A 22,964-nucleotide genomic window follows, 5' to 3' on the forward strand; every position below is an offset into this window, starting at 1 on the left:
TTTCATTAAACAAGAACAGCAACCTTAGTCACCTTGTCTACAATGGTACAACTTTTACAAACATTGTGCAAAAAAAAGATATACAAAAATTACATTTTTATCTTACATCCTCCGTGTATATTCACAAAATTAATAACATTACCTTTTCCCACAAAAAAACCTAGGTATTCACCTAGGTTTTTAAAATCAAATTATAGATAAACATTCCACTTACATTTTACTGCGCTTGCATTCCTACAATCGGAATCGTAGCCCACTTCGGCATATTTTTCTTCACTTTTGCCACTACAATAGTCATATCATCATTTATATAACCATCACAAGAGCGAATCACTTCTTCCATAATGATATCAGCAATTTCTTGCGGGTCTTCGGTTTGCAATTCTTTAATTTTTCGTTTCATCCACAATTCATGATTCTCCACATGCTGTGCTCCTTCAAAAATCCCATCACTCATCATAATAAGAATATCGCCCGTTTTTAATTGTTCACCCACCACATCAACTTCAACATCTTCGATGATTCCCATCGGCAAATTACTTGCTTCAATTTTCAAAATATTATTTGCGCGTTTAACAAAACTCGGCGTTGATCCAATCTTTAAAAACCTTGCACTCGCATCCCGCAAATCTACCATAGCTAAATCTAATGTCGTAAACATTTCTTCTGTCGTTCTCAAAGAAAGAATTGAATTGATAGACTTAATTGCTATTTCTTCATCAATGCCTGATTGGAGTATTTTTTGTAATAATTTCACCGTTTCCTTACTTTCCATATGAGCTCTTTGCCCATTACCCATACCATCACTAATCGCAAGTGCATATTTACCAACACTTAAATCCATCATCGCATAAGAGTCACCCGAAACAAATCCACCGCCTTTTGCAGCTGTAGCCAATCCTGTATCAAGAGAATACGTCTTCGCCGAACCAAATGATATTAAACTATGGCCATTTGGATAAGAAGACTTTTCTTCATGTTTAACGACAATATTTTCTTTAAGGATATCTGAAAGCATCGGTGCAACTAACTTTTCACACTCACCATGTTCATTAGATGCAACTGGAATTAACATTTCAATATCAATACTTCCTCTATCTAAACAATAAATATCAACATGCTCTACTTCGACACCAAAATCTCGGAACGCTTGCATAATCTGTTCTTCCTGCACTTGATGATTTTCACGCTCTCGTTGTATCTCCTTAGCAAAATCCTCCATAACCTTTGATACACCTAATAGTTGCTCCGCTACTATTCTACGATTTTCCTTCATTTGTTTTCGTAATTTTTGTCCCTCATAGAAGTGATCTAATTCACCGGCTACTAAATCCGTCACTTTTTTCCCTCTCACACAATGCTTGTCCCACTCACGAACTAATTTACGATTATGTTGCAGGGTTCCTCCTTCCGTTTCATTCATTATTTGTTTCATATAATCGTACGTTTTATCAAAATTCACTACCCAGCATTGATCCTTTTTAAAGCATGTTTGACATGTTTTCGCAGTAATTGTACTCAAAAACAAATCTGCTTCTGTCTCTTTATCTTCTTCCTCTACATACCCATATACAGAAAAGCTATTAGATAAAGCAGCAAATACATTTGCAAATTGGTTGATTTTATTTGCTGTAACATCACGCATCCTTCTTAAATATTGTTGTTGATCTTGCGAATGCTCTTGTGTACCTGGCATAAATTTAGCAATACGATCCAAAACAAGCTTCGGTGTTAATAAGAAGATAACAATCGCTACACCTGACTCAATTAAAGTTGTTACAATATTTGTCTGTTTGTCTACATATAATGTAATTAAGCTTGTCCCAATTAATAAACCTAAACTAACACCTAAACGCTTTCCTTCTTTTAACAATCCACCAAGCAATCCAGAAAAAGCAAGAAGGCTAAGCTGAGACAAGCTAGACACATTTGCTAAACTTAATATTAGTCCTGTTACAACCCCCACTGTAGACCCTGTGGCAGCACCCGCAATAAATGCAAATACTAGCACTAAATACCTTGTAAAAATATGTTGAATAGAAGCATCATATACAAACCAATCTGTTGTACCCGTTAAAACAGATGCTAGTAATATAATCAAACAAACAATTTCTTCCGTCTCTAATGCCTGTTGTTTTCCTTTCCTTTCCACTAAAAGTGGGACACTTTGTAAAAATATCATAGTTAATACAAAACTAAGCCCAGCCTCAATGGTACTAACGAGTAAATCGTACATGGTGACAGTTTGTTGTGCAAAATATACAACAACTAAATGTGCGGTTAATGCGGAGATAAATACTTGAAATGGAACAAGTCCAACAGTTTTACGTGTAAATCGACTAAAGAAGATATTATAAATGAAGAAGGTAAAGATAGATGCAAAGGTAAAAAACAAATTATCTATCGATACTGAAAGAGCTCCTCCCATTAGAGCTAAAAATGCTAGCGGCATCTTATCCCGCTTCATAACATAAACAGCAGCAAAAAATGGCAGTGCAAACGGTAAAATATTTGTTAATATATATGCTCGTCCCAAAAGAAAACCAATAACAACAATAATAAATCCCCATCTAAAGAAAACTTGCTCAAATTTTATTCGCAACTTACTCGTCCACTTTATTCCATCAAGCTGACTCTCATTCATTGCCAATGCACTTGTATTCATAGTATTCCTTCCTGCTTTAGGCATATTTTTAACACCACCTGCATAGTTTAATTACTGTCATTATAAAAGATGATTGTTGGTTTTTTTGTCAAAACAACAGTTTTCACTTTTATAATCGTTCGACTTTTTATTCGAAATAACTCTACAGATATACAGGGTATGTAAGTTATTTTCGAGATTTTAATTAAACATTCAGAAAATATAGGGTGATTTTGTAGAAGTGTTGTATATCTTAATTTATTTAACAAAAAAAGATCATGCAAATTTGCATGATCTTTTTAGATGACCCGTACGGGATTCGAACCCGTGTTACCGCCGTGAAAGGGCGGTGTCTTAACCACTTGACCAACGGGCCGTTAAATTAAATATAGCGGCGGAGGGGATCGAACCCCCGACCTCACGGGTATGAACCGTACGCTCTAGCCAGCTGAGCTACACCGCCATGTCGTCTTATTTAACGGACAATTAGTATCTTACATCAGATACTAATTAAAGTCAACACATCTCAAAAACTTTTTTGAAAATATTTTTTACATATAAAAAAGCACCCTGAGACATTACTCTGGGTACCTCTCTATATGTTAAAAACTAAACGTCCTTATTATCCGCGACGCGCGCCACGGCCACCACGTTTAGACTCTGTGTTACGCTTTAAAGAAGTTAAACGATCTTCGCTATCTTTTAAGAAGCGTGCCATCTTTTGCTCAAATGTTTCTTTCGGAGCTCGGTCGTTACCGCCACCGCGATTATCTCTGTTGAAAGAGCGATTATTACGTTGTGGACGTCCAGAACGTTGTTGATCACCACCGCGTTGGTATTCACCACGTGGACGATCTCCTTCTGTTTTTTCACGTTCTTTCGCTTTTTTGATAGATAAACCAATCTTTCCATCTTTTTCAACATTAATAACTTTTACTTCTACTTGGTCGCCCACTTTTAAGTGATCGTTAATATCTTTTACATAGTTATCAGCAACTTCACTAATATGAACAAGACCCGTTAAGCCCTCTGGCAGCTCCACAAAAGCCCCAAAATTTGTAATACCTGTTACTTTACCCTGTAACTTGCTGCCTACCTCGATTGACATAAAAAAAATGCTCCTCCTTAGTGGTTAAAAAGTCAAATTTTACTTTATTATATATAATCCTAAAATATAGTGTCAATAAGACATACTCTACTTAGAAACAGGAAAAATTATCTCCCCTTTACCAGAGAAGAAATAATCCCTTCTAGCAATCTTTAATACGTACTCTTCATCATTTAACTTTTGAACTTCGTCTTTTAGACTTTTTTCTTTATTCGTTAATGAATCCAGTTCTTTTTTCATGTCCTTAACTTTTGCTTCTTTTGCTTTAATGGAACTGTTTTGTTGATAAAACGTTACACTAATACTCGCAATAATTGTAAAAGTAAAGACAAGAAAAACCGCTAAACGGCGATAAAGTCGCTTCCTGTTCTCATCCGTTTGTATTATATGCTCTTTAACAGGATTTGGACTCTGTTTTTCGATTGTTCTTTGTCTCAGTTCCCTCATTTCCGAGGTCCCCCTAACTTCTTTTTTATATGCTCCCATAGTTGGAAGATATGTCCCTTCAATTTTGCTATATATTGCAGGAACCCTATATGTTTCACTATAAAAAGTTTAACACGATTAGGGAGAAGTTTCCATATGAGCGAAGCAATAAATCGAACAGGCCAGAAAAAAACTTTCCATATGAAAAGTAATATCCAAATCACCATTTTCCATAACACATGTCCAATTGAAAGCAGTATACGAAATAAGAATAATATAAATGCAATAAATAGCTGCGCTATAATAATAACAGGTTTTATCATGAGTAGCTGTATAATTCGAACAAAAAAATATGTTGTTTGCATAAAAATATAGATGAGAAAATTTAACAGCTTCATGTATAGTGCCTTCAATAAGCTTTGATATGCCGCAAAACCACATAATAATGCCAAAAACACATATATACGTAGCTCAGCTTCATTTACGAGAAGCAATACATAAAAGACGAATAATGCTTGGACAATCCAAAATAATATATCATGTATAAATACAAGCCAACGTTTACGTTCTTGGCGCTTTAAAAAACGTTGATATGTATCTAAAGACGCTCCAATCCAAGCACCCATCCCAATCATTGAAAGCATTGTATACAACTGAATTGTTAAGCTCATTTAAACAACTTACTAAAGAAACCTTTAGTTTTTTCCCCTTGATTTTCATCAATATACAGCATCTCATTAACTTTCCCTTTAATCGACACAATACCTTTTTCCACATCTAAATTTTTCATTTGTAAATTTTGACCACGAATCGTTAAAAAACCCATTACGGTCTCTAGTAAAAACTCTTCGCTATCAAAACTCTCTACCTGCTTCACACCGGTAATATCGATTATACGCCTGCCACGCATAATAATGTCATGCTCTACAGAAACATTTTGTTGATTAGAAGACGTAGGTGAGTAACCATTATTCACGTAAATCCCCCCATAGGTTTTTACTAGCTAATAGTAATGTATGAGGGGATACATGATTTTAGAACAAGCCTTCTTCCGCTTTTACTTTTTCTTCACGAACTAAGCTATACATATTTGCTGCATCTTCTTTTTTAGTTGTTTCTTTTAATTCATTTATTTTCACAGTCACTATTTTTTGACCAAAACGAATTGTTAATTCATCAGCTACTTTCACATCAGAACTCGCTTTTGCCACTTGACCATTAATAGATATTCTTCCTTGATCAGCTACTTCTTTCGCTAATGTTCTTCTTTTAATTAAACGTGATACTTTTAAAAACTTATCTAGACGCATATCAAATCCCCCTATTAACGCTCTGTTTGTTTCGCTTCTTCCCATAAAACATCTAACTGTTCTAATGATAAATCTTTCATCTCTTTATTCATTTCAGCTACTTTTGCCTCCATGTATAAAAAACGACCAGTAAATTTCTCATTAGTTGAACGTAACGCCTCTTCTGGATCTATTTTGTAATGACGAGCTATATTAACAAATGCAAATAGTAAATCACCAAACTCACCCAGCATCTTTTCCTCATCCATATTTGTAACCTCTTGTTGGAACTCTTGCCATTCTTCCAAAGCTTTCTCTATCATCGGTTGCACATCAACCCAATCAAATCCAACCTTACCAGCTTTCTTCTGAATTTCATAGGCGCGTAGTAACTGCGGCAAACTTTTTGGAACGCCATTTAAAACAGATTCTTTCACGAATCCTTTTTCTTGTTTTTTAATTTCTTCCCAATTTGCAATCACTTCATCAGCGCTGTTTACATCCGTATTTCCAAACACATGCGGATGGCGACGAACCATTTTCTCAGATAGAGTTCGAATGATATCATCTATAGAGAACCAACCTTCATCTTCTCCGATTTGAGCATGAAGCATAACTTGTAATAATATATCACCTAATTCTTCTACTAAGTGATCATCATCCTCTTCATCGATTGCTTCCAACACTTCATAAGCTTCCTCAATTAAATATTTCTTTAATGATTGATGTGTTTGCTTTTTATCCCACGGACAACCATTTGGACCACGAAGTTCCGCAATAATTTCTCTAAGAACATCAAACTGTTGATACAAGGACGCACGCTCCTGAACTGGCGGCACGTACACACTCGTTAAATTATTCAATTCCGTTTCATGATCTAACATGTACAACGGTACCTTCTTTACTTGTTCAAATGAAGTTCCTGCAGCTGTTACGATATACACTTCATAATCATCTGGTAACATCTCCATTAATGTTAATTTCACATCAGATGCAACGAATGCATCATATACTTGGCAAAAGATTAAATGTTGACGCAGTTCTAATTGCCCTCTTTCAAATGATGTAGCATCAAGTAATTGGAATCCTTCAATCGGATCAATCTTTAGACTTGCAAACATAGGATCAAGGAAACTTTGTCCACCCTCAATTCGCACTTCAACATTTGAAACTTCTCCTTTTTCTAACAGTAGCTGAACTGTTCTTTCTGCTACAAGTGGATGCCCGGGAACAGCATAGATAATTTCTGTACCTTCAGCTTGTTCTAGCAATTTATTCGCAATTGTTTCATATACAATTTCAAACGTATCATGCGCTTCATATACAGCATCAAAAGACGTATATTGTACGCCTTCTTTCTCCAATTCTTCTATAACTGGATGTTCCTTCGTTCTAACAAACAGATGGTCTGCTTCTTTTATTTTTCGATATACACCCATCGTTAGCTGATCTAATTCACCAGCTCCTAAACCTAAAATAGTAATGATTCCACTCACAACCAGTCACCTCTATCCACTCTTCTTCAATGAACCTTCTTTTTTCTCTTGTTTCATAACGGTTCCTAATTCTTTTTTTGTAAATACACGTAATTTCAAAATAAAAAACATATATGTCAATCCGCCGATGGCTACACCTAACAACGCTTCAAGCGTCGCGCTTCCTCTATGTTCCGTATTAATTACTAATCCAGACATCTGTAACACACGTGTGAACATCATTAATACAAACCCCATACAGATACCACTAATTACTATCCCTAACATATTTCGCTTATTGATAAGTGACCCTGATACAGCTCTCGTAAGCAACAAACTATTTAATCCAGAGATTATAATTAACGCACATAAAGTCGCAAAAGCTGCACCTTTCACACCAAAATAAGGCATGAATATATAATTTAACGCTAACTTTAAGCAACCTCCAAATACAACAAATAACGCTGGCTTAAACGTTTGCCCTAATCCTTGTAAAATAGAAGCTGTCGTAATTGACAATGAACTAAATAAAATAGATAACGATAAAATAGATAAAACATCCGATCCATCACTGTTTTCAAACAACATAATATTGGTAGGTTGAATAATACAAGTTAGTCCAATAGCTGCTGCAAGTCCAATAACAAATGTTATTTTCATTGCTAACTTTACCTTTTCTTGAATAAAGGAAAGATCTCCTCTTTCCTTCGCCGCTGTAATAATCGGAATAAGTGACAACGAGAAAGAAGTCGTCACAACAGTACCTAATTGCATTAGCGGAATACTTCTATCATAAACACCCTTTAATACCTTTGCATTTTCAGCCTGTTCTCCCGCACCAATAAGTAAGCTGTAAAAGGACACTGAATCAGCCATCTGTATAAAAATAAGCACTAAATTACTAACACAAATCGCTAACCCCTGCCAAAAAAGGATTTTAACTATCTTCCTTTTACCCTTAATTCTCGCTGCACTTTTGAAGAATATAGAACGAAAATCTTGACGCATATACAATATAAGTACAATAATCCCAATAAGTCCACCCGCAATTGAGCCTAACATAGCCCCTGCACCAACTGTATATAAATCAAATCCGTGAGCAATTAGGAATAGCGATAAAAATACAATAATAGAAACTCGAATTGTTTGTTCTATTACTTGCGAAACAGCCGTTGGCATCATATTATTGAATCCTTGAAAATACCCTCTTGCTACAGACAAAAATGGCATCAATAAGAATGAAAATGAAATAACACGTAGTAACTTATCTAAGTGTATATCGCCCATAGCTACCGCAATTGTTTCGGCCCCAAAAAACAGTGTAAAGAAGCCTATAAAACCAATCCCTAATAAGAACCAAAAAGATACACAAATAATTTCTTCTGCTTCTTTTTGTTTTCCCCGCTCTAGTCGTTCTGCAACCATTTTCGAAATGATAACAGGAAATCCATAAGTAGCTAAAATTAAACAAAATCCATAAAACGGGTAAATTTGTTGGTAAATATAAAACCCAATATCCCCCGCTATATTTTGATATGGAATACGGTAAAAAGCGCTTAATACTTTTGTAACGAAACTTGCAATCGTTAATATAATAGCCCCACGCCAAAAGGCTTGATACTTCTTCGCTTCCATACAAGAAAACTCCTTTTTCTATTCTCACCTCTCGTATTATATCATAAAGAAAAGAACAAACTCCCTTACCAACACGGGTAATAATGAGTTCCTAAATGTTAAAAATATTCAACGAAAAAAGGTAGCAAAGTGCTACCTTCATTCAATATACATATGTCTCCAAATAATTGATTTCTCAAAAAGAAAGATCATAATTAGGAAAGATTGCTACTTCTAAAATCAATATACCCTTACTGTTCCATTTGTTTCGCTAAGAAACTGGCAGCAGTATTAACCGCTTTATGCTCGATCTCGCTTATAATGGCTTCTTTTGAAAAAATAATGACGGCTCCAATCGGATCTCCGTTTGCAACAATCGGTCCAACTGTATAAGAATGAACCTTTTCTGTTACACCATCAATAATGGAAATATCACTTTCATCCGTCATAATAACAGACTTTCGTTCTTCCATCGTTTTTTCAATTAGATCGCCAACACTTTTATTTAAGTATTCTTTTTTCGATACGCCTGATACTGCGATGATAGAATCTCGATCACACACAAGCACATTATGTCCTAAGCTGTCATATAAAGCATCAGCATATTCTTTTGCAAAATCACCTAGCTCACTAATTGGAGAATATTTCTTTAAAATTACCTCTCCATCGCGATCAACAAATATTTCTAGTGGGTCTCCTTCTCGAATACGTAAAGTTCTACGAATTTCCTTCGGGATTACTACCCTGCCTAAATCATCAATTCGACGTACGATTCCAGTTGCTTTCATTCTAATGCTGCCTCACTTTCTACTGATGATCAAAGTGGTGAATTTACCTGTTCATGTAAAAATCACCAACTGTTAGACATAGTATTTTACACATTAGTTCTTCTATGCACGTCGAATTGTATTTTTTTATCTTATTTTAGGCATTTATTACTTCTTTTTTTACATCTGGTAAGCCTTTTAATAAATTTTCAGCAATTGTTAACCACTTCGATGTCTCTAAGCCATTTGTTTTCATAACAATTTTCAATTGTGATCCTTCCATTCCTAAACCGATCATACGTCCAAAACTATTTCCGAGCATGAATAATTTTCCACCATCAATATTTTGACTTGCTTGTTCAGAAAACAGGAATGTTACTTCAAATTTATTCTGCTTAATTAATTCAATTTGTTCTTTCATTGCCAACACTTTAATATTTGCAATTTGTAATAAATAACCAACTTCTTGTGGATAATCGCCAAATCTATCGATCATTTCTTCCTGCAATTCTTCAATATCCTCAATTGCAGAAACACCTCTAAATTGTTTATACATCATAATTTTTTGCTTACTATCTGAAATATAAGCATCTGGTAAATATGCATCTACCTCTAAGTCAATTTCAACATTAACTATATTTTCAGCCCCATCTGTTCCTCTACGCTGTTCAATTGCATCTTTTAACATTTGCGAATATAGATCAAATCCGACAGAATCAATAAATCCATGCTGTTCTGCCCCTAACAAATTACCTGCTCCACGAATAGATAAATCTCTCATCGCAATTTTGAAACCAGATCCAAGTTCCGTGAACTCTTTAATTGCTTGTAGACGCTTCTCTGCAACCTCTGACAGCACTTTGTCACGTTTATATGCAAAGTATGCATACGCAACACGATTAGAACGTCCAACACGCCCACGAAGCTGATACAACTGTGATAATCCCATACGATCTGCATCAAATACAATTAACGTATTTACATTCGGAATATCTACACCCGTCTCAATAATTGTTGTACTTACAAGAACATCATGCTGTCCTTCTAAAAATGATAGCATAACAGACTCTAATTCGCTTTCGTTCATTTTCCCATGTGCGTACGTTACGCGGGCATCTGGAACTAACATCGAAATTTCATCTGCTTTTCTTTCAATATCCTCTACACGGTTATATAGGAAGTAAACTTGACCACCTCTTGCAAGCTCTCGCTCTATTGCCTCTCGCATTAACGCTGGATTATACTCGACTACATACGTTTGGACTGGGAAACGATTTTCTGGTGGTGTCTCAATAACAGATAAGTCGCGCACACCAAGCATAGACATATGAAGCGTCCGCGGAATCGGAGTTGCCGTTAATGTTAATACGTCAACATTTGCCTTCAATTGTTTAATTTTTTCTTTATGTGTTACACCAAATCTTTGTTCTTCATCAATAATAAGAAGCCCTAAATCTTTATACGTAACATCTTTAGATAAAATACGATGTGTTCCGATTACGATATCTACTGTTCCATCCTTTAAGCCCTTAATTGTTTCATTTTGTTGTTTTCTCGTACGGAATCTACTTAATAAGCCTATATTGATCGGATAATCTTGAAAACGCTCTCGAATTGTTTCATAGTGTTGCTGCGCAAGAATCGTTGTCGGTACTAAAATTGCAACTTGTTTTTCATCCATAATTGCTTTAAATGCCGCACGAATAGCCACTTCAGTCTTTCCATACCCTACGTCACCACAAAGGAGCCTATCCATCGGGCGTCCGCGTTCCATATCTTTTTTAATCTCGTCAATAGAACGTAACTGATCCTCTGTCTCTTGATATGGGAAAGAGGATTCGAACTCTTGTTGTTCTGCCGTATCTGGCGTATATGCATAGCCTTTTGAAGCTTCGCGCTCAGCATATAGTTTAATTAGGTCATCCGCAATGTCTTGTACAGATTTTTCAACTTTCGTTTTAACCTTTTTCCAATCATTACCGCCTAATTTATAAACTTTCGGATCCTTACCTTCAGATCCTACATATTTTTGGACTTGATCAATTTGTTCAATTGGAACGTATAGCTTATCATTACCTTGATATTTAATATTTAAATAATCTTTGTGAACACCATTAATCTCTAATGTCTCAATACCTAAAAATTTACCTATACCATGATTTACGTGAACTACATAATCTCCAACTTTTAATTCCGAATAACTTTTAATACGTTCAGCATTCGATAACTTTTGTTTACGTTGTGATTTTTTAACTTTCTTATGAAAAAGCTCCTTTTCAGTAATGACAACAAGCTTTTGCATCGGCATTTCAAATCCTGCATGTAAATCACCTACAGCAATTTGTAACCTTCCAGGCAATAAGATATCTGTACCTTCTACAATATCTGCCTCAATATCATAATCACTTAAAATATGTTGTAATTTTTTCACACGTTCATCATCTGTTCCAAGTACAACAGTCGTAAAATGCCCTTCATTCCATCTATCAATTTCTGTTTTTAACAAATTCATCTGTCCATGGAAATCTTGCATTGTTTTACATGTTACATTAACAATATTTTGCGGATGTGTGTGTGCGATATGACGCAAGAATAACGTTAAATATACAAAACTTCTTTTTTTATGATGAAGAAACCCCTCGAATGGGTGAGAGAAAGATAAATCTTGAATAATTGTTCCTTCACCAAGAAGTGATATATACCATTCCGCCTCTTCTGTTTCAAGATGCGATGCTGTTTCTTGAATACGGGAAATCTCGTCTAAAATTACAACACCGTCTTCTGGTAAATAATCTATCAGACTAGCAGGTTCTTTATAGAAAATAGATAAGTATTTAAACATCTGTTCTATACTTTGCCCGTTTTTCAACATCTCAATTTCATGACTTACCGTCTCAAGCACTGTAGTCTTTAGTTTATCATCAGAAAGTTTTTGCATCGTCTTAGTTAAACCTTCTTCAAGATGCTGAATTCCTGATTTTAATTCTTCCTGTGAAAATAAAAACTCTGTTGCCGGACCAAACCTAACGCTTTCTTTTTTACCTTGAGAACGCTGTTCATCCACATCAAATAATCGAATAGAATCGACTTCTGTATCAAAGAATTCAATACGAAATGGTAGTTCTTCAGTTAAAGGATAAATATCTAATATTCCCCCACGCAAACTGAACTCCCCTGGAGCTTCTACCATCGACTTACGTTCATAGCCAATATGATGTAAAGTATGCAAGAGCGCATCTAAATCAATCTCTTGCCCTAGATTGATTTCAACTTGCTTTTGCTTCCACAATTCTTTTATTGGTAAAAATCTACGCAATCCTGCCACTGGCGCTACAATGATTCCATTCTCTCCCGCAGCCAAGCGATTTAACACTTCTATACGTTGCGCCTTCAATTCTGGACTTGCAACCCCAATTTCCGATGCTATCAGTTCATTCACTGGATATAGCCACACATCTTTTTCACCAAGTAATGCCACTAAATCTTCATGTACTTTTTGTGCTTGGTATAAGTTATGTGTCACGATTAATTGTGATTTTTTTGTTTTTTTATATAAAGCCGCCATTAATAACGAACGAGAAGACGTTGCCATCCCTGATATAAGTTGTTCTTTTAACCCATCTTCTAATCCATTAATAACCGATTGTATCTCTTCATTTTTATAAAATTGCTCTAATAAACCTATCATTTTTAAAACTCCTCTCAACATAAAGAGCAAGTCATTCTATTTTATGCAAATATTTTGGAAAAGGAAAACAGAAAAATGCTTTGGACATGCCAAAGCGACAACATTTTATTGCAGAAATTTTTCATACTCATAATACTCAGGATAAGATGCGAGCGTTTCTTGACACGATTCACAAATCGTTTTTATATATATATTTCCATTCTCATGAAAATGAATCATTTCTACTACTTCTTGCTCTGTTAGTTGAAATAAAACGTCGCTATATACTTTTTCTGCGTTAATGGAGCCTACATTACCTCCGCAGTGTCTGCAATAATAATACCCTTCCATACTAGCCTCCTAAAAATTCAATTACTACTAGTATGGGTAAAACAAAAGAGAAATATTCCCAATCTCATTTTTAACTATTGAAAGTATTCATGATTTGGAGAAAAGGCTTATTTAGCCACTCTTCACATGCATCCGCTGCTTTTTCAATAGAATGGTTAACATCCGGAATCTCTTCAGATGTAAAGCGTCCTAATACATAATCGACTACCTTCATTCCATTTTTCGGGCGATCGATTCCCATACGGATACGTTGAAATTCTTGTGTTCCTAGGTGCGAAATCGTTGACTTTACACCATTATGTCCACCAGCACTACCTTTCATGCGAAGACGCAATTTACCTACAGGAATGTCCAAATCGTCGTACATAACAACGAAGTCCTCAACATCAATTTTATAATAATCCATGAGTGGACGAATACTTTCCCCAGATAAGTTCATGTATGTTAGCGGCTTTAATAAGATTACCTTTTCTCCATTAACAAACCCTGCACCAAATACACCTTTAAATTTTTGTTCATTCAAAGAAATGTTCCAACGCTTCGCAAGTTCATCAATGGCCATAAATCCAATATTATGCCTTGTTAATTCATATTCTCTACCTGGGTTCCCAAGTCCTACTATCAATTTCATTCTTGTACCACTACTTTCTTTTTTCGATACGAAAAGACGTAACCAATTTTGGTTACGTCTCATTCTATCCAATTAATTGAATAATACACTCACAGATTCTTCTTCGTATACACGAATGATTGCTTCTCCGATTAATGGAGCAACTGAAAGTTCATGTACTTTGTCGATTTTCTTCTCTTCTGGTAATACGATAGAGTTCGTTACAACTAACTCTTTAATATTTGAATTTTGAATACGCTCAATTGCTGGACCAGATAATACTGGGTGTGTACAGCAAGCATATACTTCAGAAGCACCGTTCTCAACAAGAGCGTTTGCTGCTAATGTAATTGTACCAGCTGTATCAATGATGTCATCAATTAAAATCGCTGTTTTACCTTCAATATTACCGATAATGTTCATTACCTCTGATACGTTCGGGCGAGGACGGCGCTTATCAATAATAGCGATTGGCGCTTTTAGACGATCTGCCATTTTTCTTGCACGAGTTACACCACCATGGTCAGGAGACACGATTACGATATCTTTAAGACCTTTTGTTTCAAAGTAATCTGAAAGAATCGGTACACCCATTAAGTGGTCGATTGGGATATCAAAGAACCCTTGAATTTGTGGAGCATGTAAATCTAGAGTGATTACACGAGTTGCACCTGCTGTTTCAAGCAAGTTTGCTACAAGTTTCGATGTAATTGGTTCACGAGAACGCGCTTTACGGTCTTGACGCGCATAACCATAGTAAGGAATAACAATATTAATTGTTTTCGCAGATGCACGTTTTAATGCATCAATCATAATAAGTAATTCCATGATATGTTCGTTTACTGGGAAGCTTGTAGATTGAATAATGAATACATCGCAACCACGGATACTTTCTTCAATGTTAATTTGAACTTCTCCATCACTAAAACGATCAACAGAACATTTTCCTAGCCCTACTCCAATATGCTTTGCAATCTGCTCAGCAAGTTCCTTATTAGAGTTTAAAGAGAATACTTTCAAATTAGAATTTAGATATTGAGTCGACATCTAGATTAACCCTCCACATTATGATTTTTTCTTATTCAGCAATTGATCAACATAGTCTTCTTTGTTAACTTGACGTGCACGTGCTACCGATAATGCTTTTGATGGAACATTCTCTGTAATTGTAGAGCCTGCTGCCACATAAGCACCATCTTCAACTGTTACTGGAGCAACAAGGTTTGAATTACATCCAATAAATACCCCATTACCAATCACAGTTTTGAATTTATTCTTACCGTCATAGTTCACCGTAATTGAACCACAACCAAGATTCACGTCTTCTCCAACTTGTGCATCCCCGATATAACTCAAGTGTGAAGCTTTACTTCTATTACCAAAGACAGTTTTTTTGATTTCCACGAAGTTTCCAACGCGTACTTCGTCTCCAATAACTGAATCTGGGCGAATATGTGCAAATGGACCAACCGATACTTCTGTACCAAGCTTACTATCATGTACAGTAGATTGTCGAATTGTCGTACGATCTCCAATTTCACTATCGCGAATTACTGTATGCGGTCCAATTTCACAATCAGAGCCAATTACAGTGTTCCCCTCAATAATTGTTCCTGGATGAAGAACTGTATCACTACCGATAACTGCATCAGCAGAAATATAAGTGTTACTTGGATCAATAATTGTAACACCGTTTACCATGTTCTTTCGGTTGATACGGTTTTTCATAATAATTTCCGCTTGCGATAGAGCGACTCTGTCGTTAACACCTAACGTTTCGTCGAACTGCTCTGTTTGATAAGCTGATACGATATGACCTTCATTTTTTAAAATCTCAATAACATCTGGAAGGTAATATTCACCTTGCACGTTATCATTTGAAACTTTAGAAAGTGAAGCAAATAAAGCCTTATTATCAAAACAATACGTACCTGTATTGATTTCTTTAATAGCTAATTCTTTCTCATTTGCATCTTTATGCTCAACAATCTTTTCAACATGACCATTCTCATTACGAACAATACGGCCATATCCAGCAGGCTCTTCTATGTATGCTGTTAGCACCGTCGCCATTGCTCCTGCTTCTTTATGTTGCTGAAGTAATGCTTCCATTGTTTCAGCAGTTATTAGAGGCGTATCACCACAAATAACTAAAGTTGTTCCTTCTTCATTTGCAAGTACACTTGCAGCTTGATCTACAGCATGTGCTGTACCAAGTTGTTCTGCTTGTAATGCAAATTCACTTACGTTCCCTAGCTGTTCTTGTACCATTTCAGCACCATGTCCAACAACCGTTACAAGTTTCTGCAATCCTAATTGAGATACTTGATCGACTACGTGTTGTACCATAGGTTTTCCACATACAGGATGCAGCACTTTGTATAGCTTAGACTTCATACGTGTGCCTTTACCTGCAGCTAGAATCACTGCAAATCTGTTTGACATATAGACCCTCCATCGCAACCTATTTATCCATTAAAGATATTATCCTAAATCATCATATATTTCAAGAAACACATTTTAACTATTAAATTTTACCATAATTCTTATAAGATGTTTTACTCTTTAGTATCTTTTTTAAGAAATAAGCTATACTATTTAAAATGATTTTGAAAAAATTAGTAGTTTCTTCTTTTTATGTTAATAAATTATGCAGTTTCCAAATATAAAGCAAAAAAAACAAACCCCTGTAAATGCTTACAGGGGTTTGCTACAAAATTATAAGGCTTTTTGTCAAAAGCCCTTTTCATTCGAATTTTACGAAGCACCTGCTTCTTCAAACTCAACCTCTTCTAACTCGCCTAAACGATGATACTCTGTTAAAACCGCATCTTGAATTTTAGAGCGTGTACCAGAATTAATTGGATGTGCAATGTCACGGAACTCTCCATCTGGAGTACGTTTACTTGGCATTGCTACAAATAATCCATTATTACCATCAATTACACGAATATCATGAACAACAAATTCATGGTCTAGAGTAATAGAGGCAATTGCTCTCATGCGGCCTTCTGTGTTTACGCGGCGTAATCTTACGTCAGTCACTTCCATCTTGTGTTCACCACCCTTTTCTAAATAAGCGATATATTTGTATAAATTCCACAAATTTTCTATTTTCCCTTTAATTTTTTAAAAATTTTTAAGATAAAAATTTTTAAAGTAGTTGAATATAGAGATTAGTGGAGGTTATCGCTTACAAAAGGTTACTTAACTAGGGCGATTACTTCAATTTCAACGGAAACATCTTTCGGTAATTTTGCTACTTGCACACAAGATCGAGCTGGTTTATGAGTAGAGAAATAAGAGCTATACACTTCATTCACAGCATTAAAATCATCCATGTCCTTTAAAAATACTGTTGTTTTTACGACTGTATCAAATGAAGCACCTGCTTCCTCTAATACCGCTTGTAAATTTTGAAATACTTGTTCTGTTTGTACTGTTACATCTCCTGTTACAAGCTCCCCATTTGCCGTCAATGGAATTTGTCCTGAGCTATAGAACATGTTATTTACAATAATCCCCTGTGAATAAGGTCCAATTGCTTGTGGTGCCTTGCTTGTTTGAACAACTTTCATACTTTTCACCCTTTTATTATTTATTTTACTCTTTAAAAATAGTGTACGAAAGGCAGTTTGTCCATCTATTTTATAATCTATAAATAAAATAAAAAAAGATAGAGCTATCTGCTCTATCTTTTATTCCGCCTCTACAAGCCCTTCATCAAATGGCGCAAGAGAATAATTCCCTTTTTCCACTTGAATCGTTTTTTCTTTCACATCAACTTCCGATAGACGAATTAATGATACAAAATTATTAATTAGTCGTTCTTCAATATCTGTGGATTCTACTAATACACCAATACCAACAACATTAGCCTTGAACTCTTCTAACATACTCATCATACCTTGAATTGTTCCGCCAGCTTTCATGAAGTCATCAATAATTAAAACATTCGACCCTTCTGGAAGACTGCGTTTTGCTAACGTCATTGTTTGAATTCGTTTAGAAGAACCCGACACATAGTTAATACTAACAGTCGGACCTTCTGTTACCTTATTATCTTTCCTTGCAATTACAACTGGTACATCTAAGTAATTTGCCACTGCATAAGCAAGTGGAATCCCCTTCGTTGCCACCGTCATAACTGCATCAATTGGTTGCCTAGCAAAAACAGAAGCAAACAAACGACCTGCGCCATTAATATGGCGAGGATTACTCAATAAATCTGTCATGTATAAGTAACCGCCAGGCAAAATACGATCTGGGTTTTCAAATAAGCCACAAAGCTCATCAATAATTAGATCTGCCTCTTCTTCACTTATATACGGTATATATTTCACTCCTCCTGCTGCTCCTGGTATCGTTTGCAATGTGCCGACCCCTTGTTGTTCAAACGTTTGCTTAATAATAACTAAATCTTCACTAATAGAAGACTTAGCCGATTGATACCTTTCAGCAAAAAAAGTGAGAGATACTAGCTGACGAGGGTTTTGTAGCAAGTAATAAGTCATATCGACTAATCTTGTACTTCTTCTAATTTTCATACTCTCACCTCAAATCACGAATATTCTAAACAAATCATAACGTATTATACGTCTTTATTCAAGCGTTTCTCGCTCTCCTAATAAACGTACCGCATAGACTTGTTCACAAAATCCTTTTAATCCGTTATAAATGCGATGCATTCGTGAATCATGGTGTACAAGTCCAAATACAGTTGGACCACTTCCACTCATTAATACAGCATCCGCTCCAAATCGCTTCATCTGTGATTTAATACGGGCAACTTCAGGATGCATTCCAAATGTTACATCTTCTAAAACGTTACCAACAGTATCACAAATTCCTTTATAATCACCAGAATTTATGACATCAACCATTTTATCTACATTCGGATGTGTAACTCGATTTAACTTTAAATTTCCATACACATCAGCAGTAGATACACCTATATGTGGTTTCGCTAAAATAACCCAACAAGAAGGCGGAGTCTTTATATGCTCAATTTTCTCTCCTCTTCCAGTGGCAATTGCTGTGCCTCCGTATACACAGAACGATACATCTGATCCAATTTCTGCGCCAAGCTCTGCTAACTCATCAATTGTAAGCCCTAAATTCCATAATTTATTAAGACCACGTAATGTCGCTGCTGCATCACTACTTCCACCTGCTAATCCAGCTGCTACTGGAATCGTTTTTTCAATAGTAATAGATACACCTTTTTTTACATTAAACTTCTCTTTTAATAATTTCGCTGCCTGATAAGCTAAATTTCGTTGGTCGTCTGGGACATACCGATTATGGGATAAAATTTCAATACGGTCTTCTGCTAATTCCGTTAGTTCTAGACGATCTGCTAAATCAATGGTTGTCATAATCATTTTCACTTCATGATATCCGTCTTGTCTTTTTCCCAGTACATCTAACGACAGATTAATCTTTGCTGGTGCTTTCACTAGTAGCTTCAATCTATTCACCCACTCTATGTACTCAATCTTTTATCGTTTATTTTACCATAAATTTATAGTAAGACGATGACACTTCCCTAATTATAACGAAAAGCATTCAGAATGAAACTACTTATGTAAAATGATGGCACCTTTTAGAGTACAAAAAGCCGAGGAATGTCTCCTCGGCTACCGTAGCATAGAAAGTATCTTACAACTACTGGTTTCGTTTCATTAATTGCTGTTCTGCAATTTCTATAGCACGTTTCACCATGTTACCAGCATCTTTCGCACGAATTCCGCCCCATCCTTCTTTCTGAACAACATCATAAAAGCCAAGCTCTTTTGCTAGCTCTTCTTTAAATTGGTTTGACATGACACCTCTTCGTCTACTCAATGCAGAGTCCCTCCTTATTTTGCTACGGTATAGTTAGTATGCAAAATAATATAGCTTTTCATTTATGGGAATATATGTAATGATATACAAATTATAAAATGACCTCATTATGAGGGTCTCCATAAAATGTTAACTCTACTGTCTCTGTTAAAACATCTGCATAACTATAAGATACACGTTGCAACGCATCTTCTTGTTGATCTAATTGTACAACAAAAACGGAACGGTATGTTTCTGCTAGTACACCTGATTGCTCCACAGTTTTTCTTCTTCCACTATTTGCTTTTAACATAAGTCGCTGTCCAAGATGGTGATCTAATTCGCTTTTAATTTCATCTAAACGTTTTGACATATACTTCGCTACACCTCGCTGTAATTTAGATTGAACACTTAAAGCACGATATATCTATCCTAATTATTAACCGCGATTCACAGCTAATATCATCCTGCGTTTGAATAGATAGAAGAAATACTATATTGTAAAAGTATCATTACGTAGTCTGCACGTTCTTACCTCTTTTTATCCAAATTCATTTAAATCCTTCCATACAAAAAAGCAAGATACATATGTATCCTGCTTACTCTTCGTAATGTTGAAAAGGTAATCCCGTTCGTAAAATCCCTCTCGTTTCAATTCCACCTAGTCCCTTTTCACCAGTAATTGTATTACGTACGACATCCCATACATTGACTCTCTCCATAAATGAAGTAAAACTAATTTTACCAACTACATATACAGGATCTAGTGCATGAATATTAATTCTAGATGGTGAACTAGCGAAATTGGCCCCTGCACGAATTAGTGCCTCAAAATGTGATTGACATGCCCCAGCAAAAATAACAAGTTGATCCAATGATGGATATTTTTTTCGCACTTCACGAACAGCCTGTACAAAATGTCTTGAATGCCTATATGCCGCTAAATCTCCCTTCACTCCTTTTGATTTTGTATATGCATCATGCCCTGTAATAACGAGAATGTCTGGGCGAAAGTGATCTATTAAGTCTACTACTTTTTCATGCATCTCCGTTTCTTTACAATGAATACCTTGAACAGGAACGCCAATTTTATTATATAAATCTAAGCACTTGCGCAAATATAAAGGGTCTCCATCTATATGCAATACACGTCCCGGCATTTGAAAATAATTCACCTCACTTGTGTATCCACCAGTTGAAGTATGTTCATGCCTTTGTTTCATCAGTACATAATCTTGTTGAAACAAACGATACGTGCGCTCCATTGTTTCTTTCTCACGCTTCACCCTTTTTTTATGTTCTCTTTGATCTATACTAATTAAATCTTCAAGTGGCGCATCCGCCACCAGTCTAATTTCCTCTCCAAACAATATAGCTATCTCGCCTTTTATTTCTATAATACGAAAAAGAATATCCCTCTTATGAGAATATCGTTCCACTAATTCTCCAACATGTAAAACCATTCTCCTACCTCCAAACTCATTAGGCCATCTTACCTGTTTTTAAAGTATGAATTTAAAGAGAGAAAGGTGACAAAAGGGACAGTTCAACTTGAACTGTCCCTTTCATATTCTTATGATAATTTATGAAGAACTAATGCATTACTTAATGTTGCAAACTCTTCAATAGATAGCGTTTCGCCTCTTCGCTTTGGATCAATTCCTACTTCTGTTAAAATTCGATCCAATAATTCCTTATCTTTCGGGAAACCATTTAAATTATTTGATAAATTATTCATCAAAGTTTTACGGCGCTGTGCGAAACTTGCTCGTACTACTTCAAAGAAGAATGTTTCATCTGTCACCTCTACAACCGGTTTCGGACGCTTTAGAAGGCGAATAATTGCAGAATCAACATTTGGCTGTGGTACAAACACTGTACGCGGTACAGTCATAACTGTTTCAACTTCTGTATAATACTGAATAGCAATCGATAAAGAACCATACTCTTTCGTTCCAGGTTTAGCAGCTAAACGATCTCCAACTTCTTTTTGCATCATAACAACAAATCCACGAACTGGTAACTTTTCTTCAAGCAATTTAAATAAAATTGGCGTTGTAATATAGTATGGTAAGTTAGCTACTACCATTACATCTTGCCCTTCTTCAAATTGCTCATTAAATACTTCATGTACATCTGCTTTTAGTACGTCTTTATTAATAACTGTAACGTTACCATATGGCGCTAACGTCTCATCTAAAATTGGTAATAGTCTTTGATCAATTTCAAAAGCCACTACTTTTTTAGCACGCTTTGCTAATTGCTCTGTTAATGCACCAATACCTGGTCCAATTTCAATTGCACCACTTTCTGAACCAATTTCTGCATGATCGACAATACGATTTAATACATTTGTATCAATTAAAAAGTTTTGTCCTAAACTTTTTTTGAATGAAAATCCATACTTTTCAACAATGTCTTTTGTACGATTTGGCGTTGCGATATCCTTCATTTTTTTTCCTCCTGTATTACTTGCTTATAAGCTTCTGCAAATGATTCCTTTGAAACTTGAAACATCTGTAATCGTTTATGTAACTGTTTTGCATTTGTATAACCAATCTTTAATAGCTTACCCATTCTTTCTCTGCGGCTCTTTGCCATTTCTCCGCCCACTAAGCCTGCATCGACTAAATCACTCCAACTAATTTCACTTGTGTAAGCTTCCATTTCTTCATGTATATTCTCTAGAGCGCGGCGAATCGACTCATTAGAAGCGTGTTCGATCCCAACACCCTTTTTCCTTTTAGCAAGCGCTTCTTCCTTCGGTAAAAAGGCATGCTTACAGCCAGGAACCTTGTCAGAAATAATTTTTCGAATACGCTCTCCAGGATAATCCGGATCTGTGAAAATAATAACGCCCCTTTTTTGCTGCGCTAATTTAACTTGCTCAATAACATGATCACCGATTGCTGAACCGTTCGTTTCAATTGTATCCGCATCAACAGCACGCTTAATCGTAACTGTATCATCTTTACCTTCTACAACGATAATCTCTTTTATTTTCATGCTTGCCTCCACACTCATTTCGTCTCTACTTAGTAAAACAAAAAAATGACGACTTTTCCATTATTATTTTCCCCATTCTTATATTTTAAAAAATAGAATAGAAAAATCTTTGTTCTCTGTCCTTATTGTAACACTTCATCATTCACATTTATTTTCTTCATCACTTCTACTAGTTTTTCTC

The 22,964-nt window shown here is 35.7% G+C and carries 23 protein-coding genes and 2 tRNA genes; all 25 read right to left on the reverse strand.

Annotated elements, in window-relative coordinates; translation table 11 throughout:
- Positions 1 to 217: 217 nt before the first annotated feature.
- On the reverse strand, positions 218 to 2,689 hold the full coding sequence (gene spoIIE, locus DN401_RS24685; protein ID WP_001123540.1) for a stage II sporulation protein E: 2,472 nt from the start codon (positions 2,687 to 2,689) through the stop codon (positions 218 to 220).
- Between the two features lie 259 nt (positions 2,690 to 2,948).
- Positions 2,949 to 3,020: transfer RNA gene (locus tag DN401_RS24690), tRNA-Glu, on the reverse strand.
- A gap of 13 nt (positions 3,021 to 3,033) precedes the next feature.
- A tRNA-Met gene (locus DN401_RS24695) sits at positions 3,034 to 3,107 on the reverse strand.
- A gap of 159 nt (positions 3,108 to 3,266) precedes the next feature.
- Entirely contained in the window at positions 3,267 to 3,752 is a 486-nt protein-coding gene (locus tag DN401_RS24700) for a S1 domain-containing RNA-binding protein (protein ID WP_000021451.1), read from the reverse strand.
- An 87-nt stretch (positions 3,753 to 3,839) separates the two neighbouring features.
- Complete coding sequence (gene divIC / locus DN401_RS24705) at positions 3,840 to 4,199, reverse strand: cell division protein DivIC (RefSeq protein WP_001208739.1); 360 nt, start codon at positions 4,197 to 4,199, stop codon at positions 3,840 to 3,842.
- Positions 4,196 to 4,849, reverse strand: a complete 654-nt coding sequence (gene yabQ, locus DN401_RS24710) for a spore cortex biosynthesis protein YabQ (protein ID WP_000059772.1) — start codon at positions 4,847 to 4,849, stop codon at positions 4,196 to 4,198. The genes divIC and yabQ overlap by 4 nt, the downstream gene beginning before the upstream one ends.
- On the reverse strand, positions 4,846 to 5,154 hold the full coding sequence (gene yabP / locus DN401_RS24715) for a sporulation protein YabP (RefSeq protein ID WP_001059104.1): 309 nt from the start codon (positions 5,152 to 5,154) through the stop codon (positions 4,846 to 4,848). Before yabP ends, yabQ begins: the two co-directional genes overlap by 4 nt.
- A gap of 58 nt (positions 5,155 to 5,212) precedes the next feature.
- Positions 5,213 to 5,488: an RNA-binding S4 domain-containing protein gene (locus tag DN401_RS24720; protein WP_001234876.1), complete on the reverse strand. Its 276-nt coding sequence runs from the start codon at positions 5,486 to 5,488 to the stop codon at positions 5,213 to 5,215.
- 14 nt (positions 5,489 to 5,502) lie between these two features.
- Entirely contained in the window at positions 5,503 to 6,963 is a 1,461-nt protein-coding gene (gene yabN / locus DN401_RS24725; RefSeq protein ID WP_000014239.1) for a bifunctional methyltransferase/pyrophosphohydrolase YabN, read from the reverse strand.
- A 12-nt stretch (positions 6,964 to 6,975) separates the two neighbouring features.
- Positions 6,976 to 8,577 (reverse strand): putative polysaccharide biosynthesis protein, encoded by a 1,602-nt coding sequence (locus tag DN401_RS24730; protein ID WP_000387586.1) that lies wholly within the window; start codon positions 8,575 to 8,577, stop codon positions 6,976 to 6,978.
- Between the two features lie 230 nt (positions 8,578 to 8,807).
- Positions 8,808 to 9,344 carry a stage V sporulation protein T gene (gene spoVT, locus DN401_RS24735; RefSeq protein WP_000648302.1) on the reverse strand — a complete coding sequence of 179 codons (537 nt, stop codon included), beginning with the start codon at positions 9,342 to 9,344 and terminating at the stop codon, positions 8,808 to 8,810.
- Between the two features lie 136 nt (positions 9,345 to 9,480).
- Positions 9,481 to 13,011 carry a transcription-repair coupling factor gene (gene mfd / locus DN401_RS24740; protein WP_000579688.1) on the reverse strand — a complete coding sequence of 1,177 codons (3,531 nt, stop codon included), beginning with the start codon at positions 13,009 to 13,011 and terminating at the stop codon, positions 9,481 to 9,483.
- Positions 13,012 to 13,116: 105 nt separating this feature from the next.
- A complete protein-coding gene (locus DN401_RS24745) occupies positions 13,117 to 13,341 on the reverse strand; it encodes an anti-sigma-F factor Fin family protein (protein ID WP_000399438.1) in 225 nt (74 codons plus the stop codon).
- A 70-nt stretch (positions 13,342 to 13,411) separates the two neighbouring features.
- Positions 13,412 to 13,972: an aminoacyl-tRNA hydrolase gene (gene pth / locus DN401_RS24750; RefSeq protein ID WP_000767702.1), complete on the reverse strand. Its 561-nt coding sequence runs from the start codon at positions 13,970 to 13,972 to the stop codon at positions 13,412 to 13,414.
- Positions 13,973 to 14,044: 72 nt separating this feature from the next.
- Positions 14,045 to 14,998 carry a ribose-phosphate diphosphokinase gene (locus DN401_RS24755; RefSeq protein ID WP_000107420.1) on the reverse strand — a complete coding sequence of 318 codons (954 nt, stop codon included), beginning with the start codon at positions 14,996 to 14,998 and terminating at the stop codon, positions 14,045 to 14,047.
- An 18-nt stretch (positions 14,999 to 15,016) separates the two neighbouring features.
- Positions 15,017 to 16,396 (reverse strand): bifunctional UDP-N-acetylglucosamine diphosphorylase/glucosamine-1-phosphate N-acetyltransferase GlmU, encoded by a 1,380-nt coding sequence (gene glmU, locus DN401_RS24760; protein ID WP_000071041.1) that lies wholly within the window; start codon positions 16,394 to 16,396, stop codon positions 15,017 to 15,019.
- Positions 16,397 to 16,708: 312 nt separating this feature from the next.
- Positions 16,709 to 17,002, reverse strand: a complete 294-nt coding sequence (gene spoVG / locus DN401_RS24765) for a septation regulator SpoVG (protein ID WP_000454041.1) — start codon at positions 17,000 to 17,002, stop codon at positions 16,709 to 16,711.
- 152 nt (positions 17,003 to 17,154) lie between these two features.
- The gene (locus DN401_RS24770; RefSeq protein WP_000869815.1) at positions 17,155 to 17,529 is read right to left on the reverse strand and encodes a RidA family protein; all 375 of its coding nucleotides are present in this window, start codon (positions 17,527 to 17,529) and stop codon (positions 17,155 to 17,157) included.
- A gap of 120 nt (positions 17,530 to 17,649) precedes the next feature.
- Entirely contained in the window at positions 17,650 to 18,498 is an 849-nt protein-coding gene (purR, locus tag DN401_RS24775; protein ID WP_000702466.1) for a pur operon repressor, read from the reverse strand.
- A 54-nt stretch (positions 18,499 to 18,552) separates the two neighbouring features.
- Positions 18,553 to 19,422 carry a 4-(cytidine 5'-diphospho)-2-C-methyl-D-erythritol kinase gene (gene ispE / locus DN401_RS24780; protein WP_000772104.1) on the reverse strand — a complete coding sequence of 290 codons (870 nt, stop codon included), beginning with the start codon at positions 19,420 to 19,422 and terminating at the stop codon, positions 18,553 to 18,555.
- A gap of 196 nt (positions 19,423 to 19,618) precedes the next feature.
- On the reverse strand, positions 19,619 to 19,798 hold the full coding sequence (sspF, locus tag DN401_RS24785; protein WP_002094215.1) for an acid-soluble spore protein SspF: 180 nt from the start codon (positions 19,796 to 19,798) through the stop codon (positions 19,619 to 19,621).
- Between the two features lie 91 nt (positions 19,799 to 19,889).
- Positions 19,890 to 20,150 (reverse strand): biofilm formation stimulator Veg, encoded by a 261-nt coding sequence (gene veg, locus DN401_RS24790; RefSeq protein ID WP_000044347.1) that lies wholly within the window; start codon positions 20,148 to 20,150, stop codon positions 19,890 to 19,892.
- A gap of 226 nt (positions 20,151 to 20,376) precedes the next feature.
- Complete coding sequence (gene yabG / locus DN401_RS24795) at positions 20,377 to 21,240, reverse strand: sporulation peptidase YabG (protein ID WP_000242868.1); 864 nt, start codon at positions 21,238 to 21,240, stop codon at positions 20,377 to 20,379.
- Between the two features lie 110 nt (positions 21,241 to 21,350).
- Positions 21,351 to 22,229: a 16S rRNA (adenine(1518)-N(6)/adenine(1519)-N(6))-dimethyltransferase RsmA gene (gene rsmA, locus DN401_RS24800; RefSeq protein WP_000651548.1), complete on the reverse strand. Its 879-nt coding sequence runs from the start codon at positions 22,227 to 22,229 to the stop codon at positions 21,351 to 21,353.
- The gene (gene rnmV / locus DN401_RS24805) at positions 22,226 to 22,783 is read right to left on the reverse strand and encodes a ribonuclease M5 (protein ID WP_000692843.1); all 558 of its coding nucleotides are present in this window, start codon (positions 22,781 to 22,783) and stop codon (positions 22,226 to 22,228) included. Before rnmV ends, rsmA begins: the two co-directional genes overlap by 4 nt.
- Positions 22,784 to 22,964: the final 181 nt, after the last annotated feature.

Origin of the sequence: Bacillus sp. BF2-3, from assembly GCF_008368795.1 — a bacterium.
GTDB lineage: Bacteria > Bacillota > Bacilli > Bacillales > Bacillaceae_G > Bacillus_A > Bacillus_A cereus.

Bases quoted from the DNA above. Each gene is read 5' to 3' on its own strand.
- spoIIE (WP_001123540.1), bottom strand. From the start codon at position 2,689: ATGCCTAAAGCAGGAAGGAATACTATGAATACAAGTGCATTGGCAATG.
- DN401_RS24700 (WP_000021451.1), bottom strand. From the start codon at position 3,752: ATGTCAATCGAGGTAGGCAGCAAGTTACAGGGTAAAGTAACAGGTATT.
- divIC (WP_001208739.1), bottom strand. From the start codon at position 4,199: ATGAGGGAACTGAGACAAAGAACAATCGAAAAACAGAGTCCAAATCCT.
- yabQ (WP_000059772.1), bottom strand. From the start codon at position 4,849: ATGAGCTTAACAATTCAGTTGTATACAATGCTTTCAATGATTGGGATG.
- DN401_RS24720 (WP_001234876.1), bottom strand. From the start codon at position 5,488: ATGCGTCTAGATAAGTTTTTAAAAGTATCACGTTTAATTAAAAGAAGA.
- DN401_RS24730 (WP_000387586.1), bottom strand. From the start codon at position 8,577: ATGGAAGCGAAGAAGTATCAAGCCTTTTGGCGTGGGGCTATTATATTA.
- spoVT (WP_000648302.1), bottom strand. From the start codon at position 9,344: ATGAAAGCAACTGGAATCGTACGTCGAATTGATGATTTAGGCAGGGTA.
- mfd (WP_000579688.1), bottom strand. From the start codon at position 13,011: ATGATAGGTTTATTAGAGCAATTTTATAAAAATGAAGAGATACAATCG.
- DN401_RS24745 (WP_000399438.1), bottom strand. From the start codon at position 13,341: ATGGAAGGGTATTATTATTGCAGACACTGCGGAGGTAATGTAGGCTCC.
- pth (WP_000767702.1), bottom strand. From the start codon at position 13,972: ATGAAATTGATAGTAGGACTTGGGAACCCAGGTAGAGAATATGAATTA.
- DN401_RS24755 (WP_000107420.1), bottom strand. From the start codon at position 14,998: ATGTCGACTCAATATCTAAATTCTAATTTGAAAGTATTCTCTTTAAAC.
- glmU (WP_000071041.1), bottom strand. From the start codon at position 16,396: ATGTCAAACAGATTTGCAGTGATTCTAGCTGCAGGTAAAGGCACACGT.
- spoVG (WP_000454041.1), bottom strand. From the start codon at position 17,002: ATGGAAGTGACTGACGTAAGATTACGCCGCGTAAACACAGAAGGCCGC.
- DN401_RS24770 (WP_000869815.1), bottom strand. From the start codon at position 17,529: ATGAAAGTTGTTCAAACAAGCAAGGCACCACAAGCAATTGGACCTTAT.
- purR (WP_000702466.1), bottom strand. From the start codon at position 18,498: ATGAAAATTAGAAGAAGTACAAGATTAGTCGATATGACTTATTACTTG.
- veg (WP_000044347.1), bottom strand. From the start codon at position 20,150: ATGTCAAAACGTTTAGATGAAATTAAAAGCGAATTAGATCACCATCTT.
- yabG (WP_000242868.1), bottom strand. From the start codon at position 21,240: ATGGTTTTACATGTTGGAGAATTAGTGGAACGATATTCTCATAAGAGG.
- rsmA (WP_000651548.1), bottom strand. From the start codon at position 22,229: ATGAAGGATATCGCAACGCCAAATCGTACAAAAGACATTGTTGAAAAG.
- rnmV (WP_000692843.1), bottom strand. From the start codon at position 22,783: ATGAAAATAAAAGAGATTATCGTTGTAGAAGGTAAAGATGATACAGTT.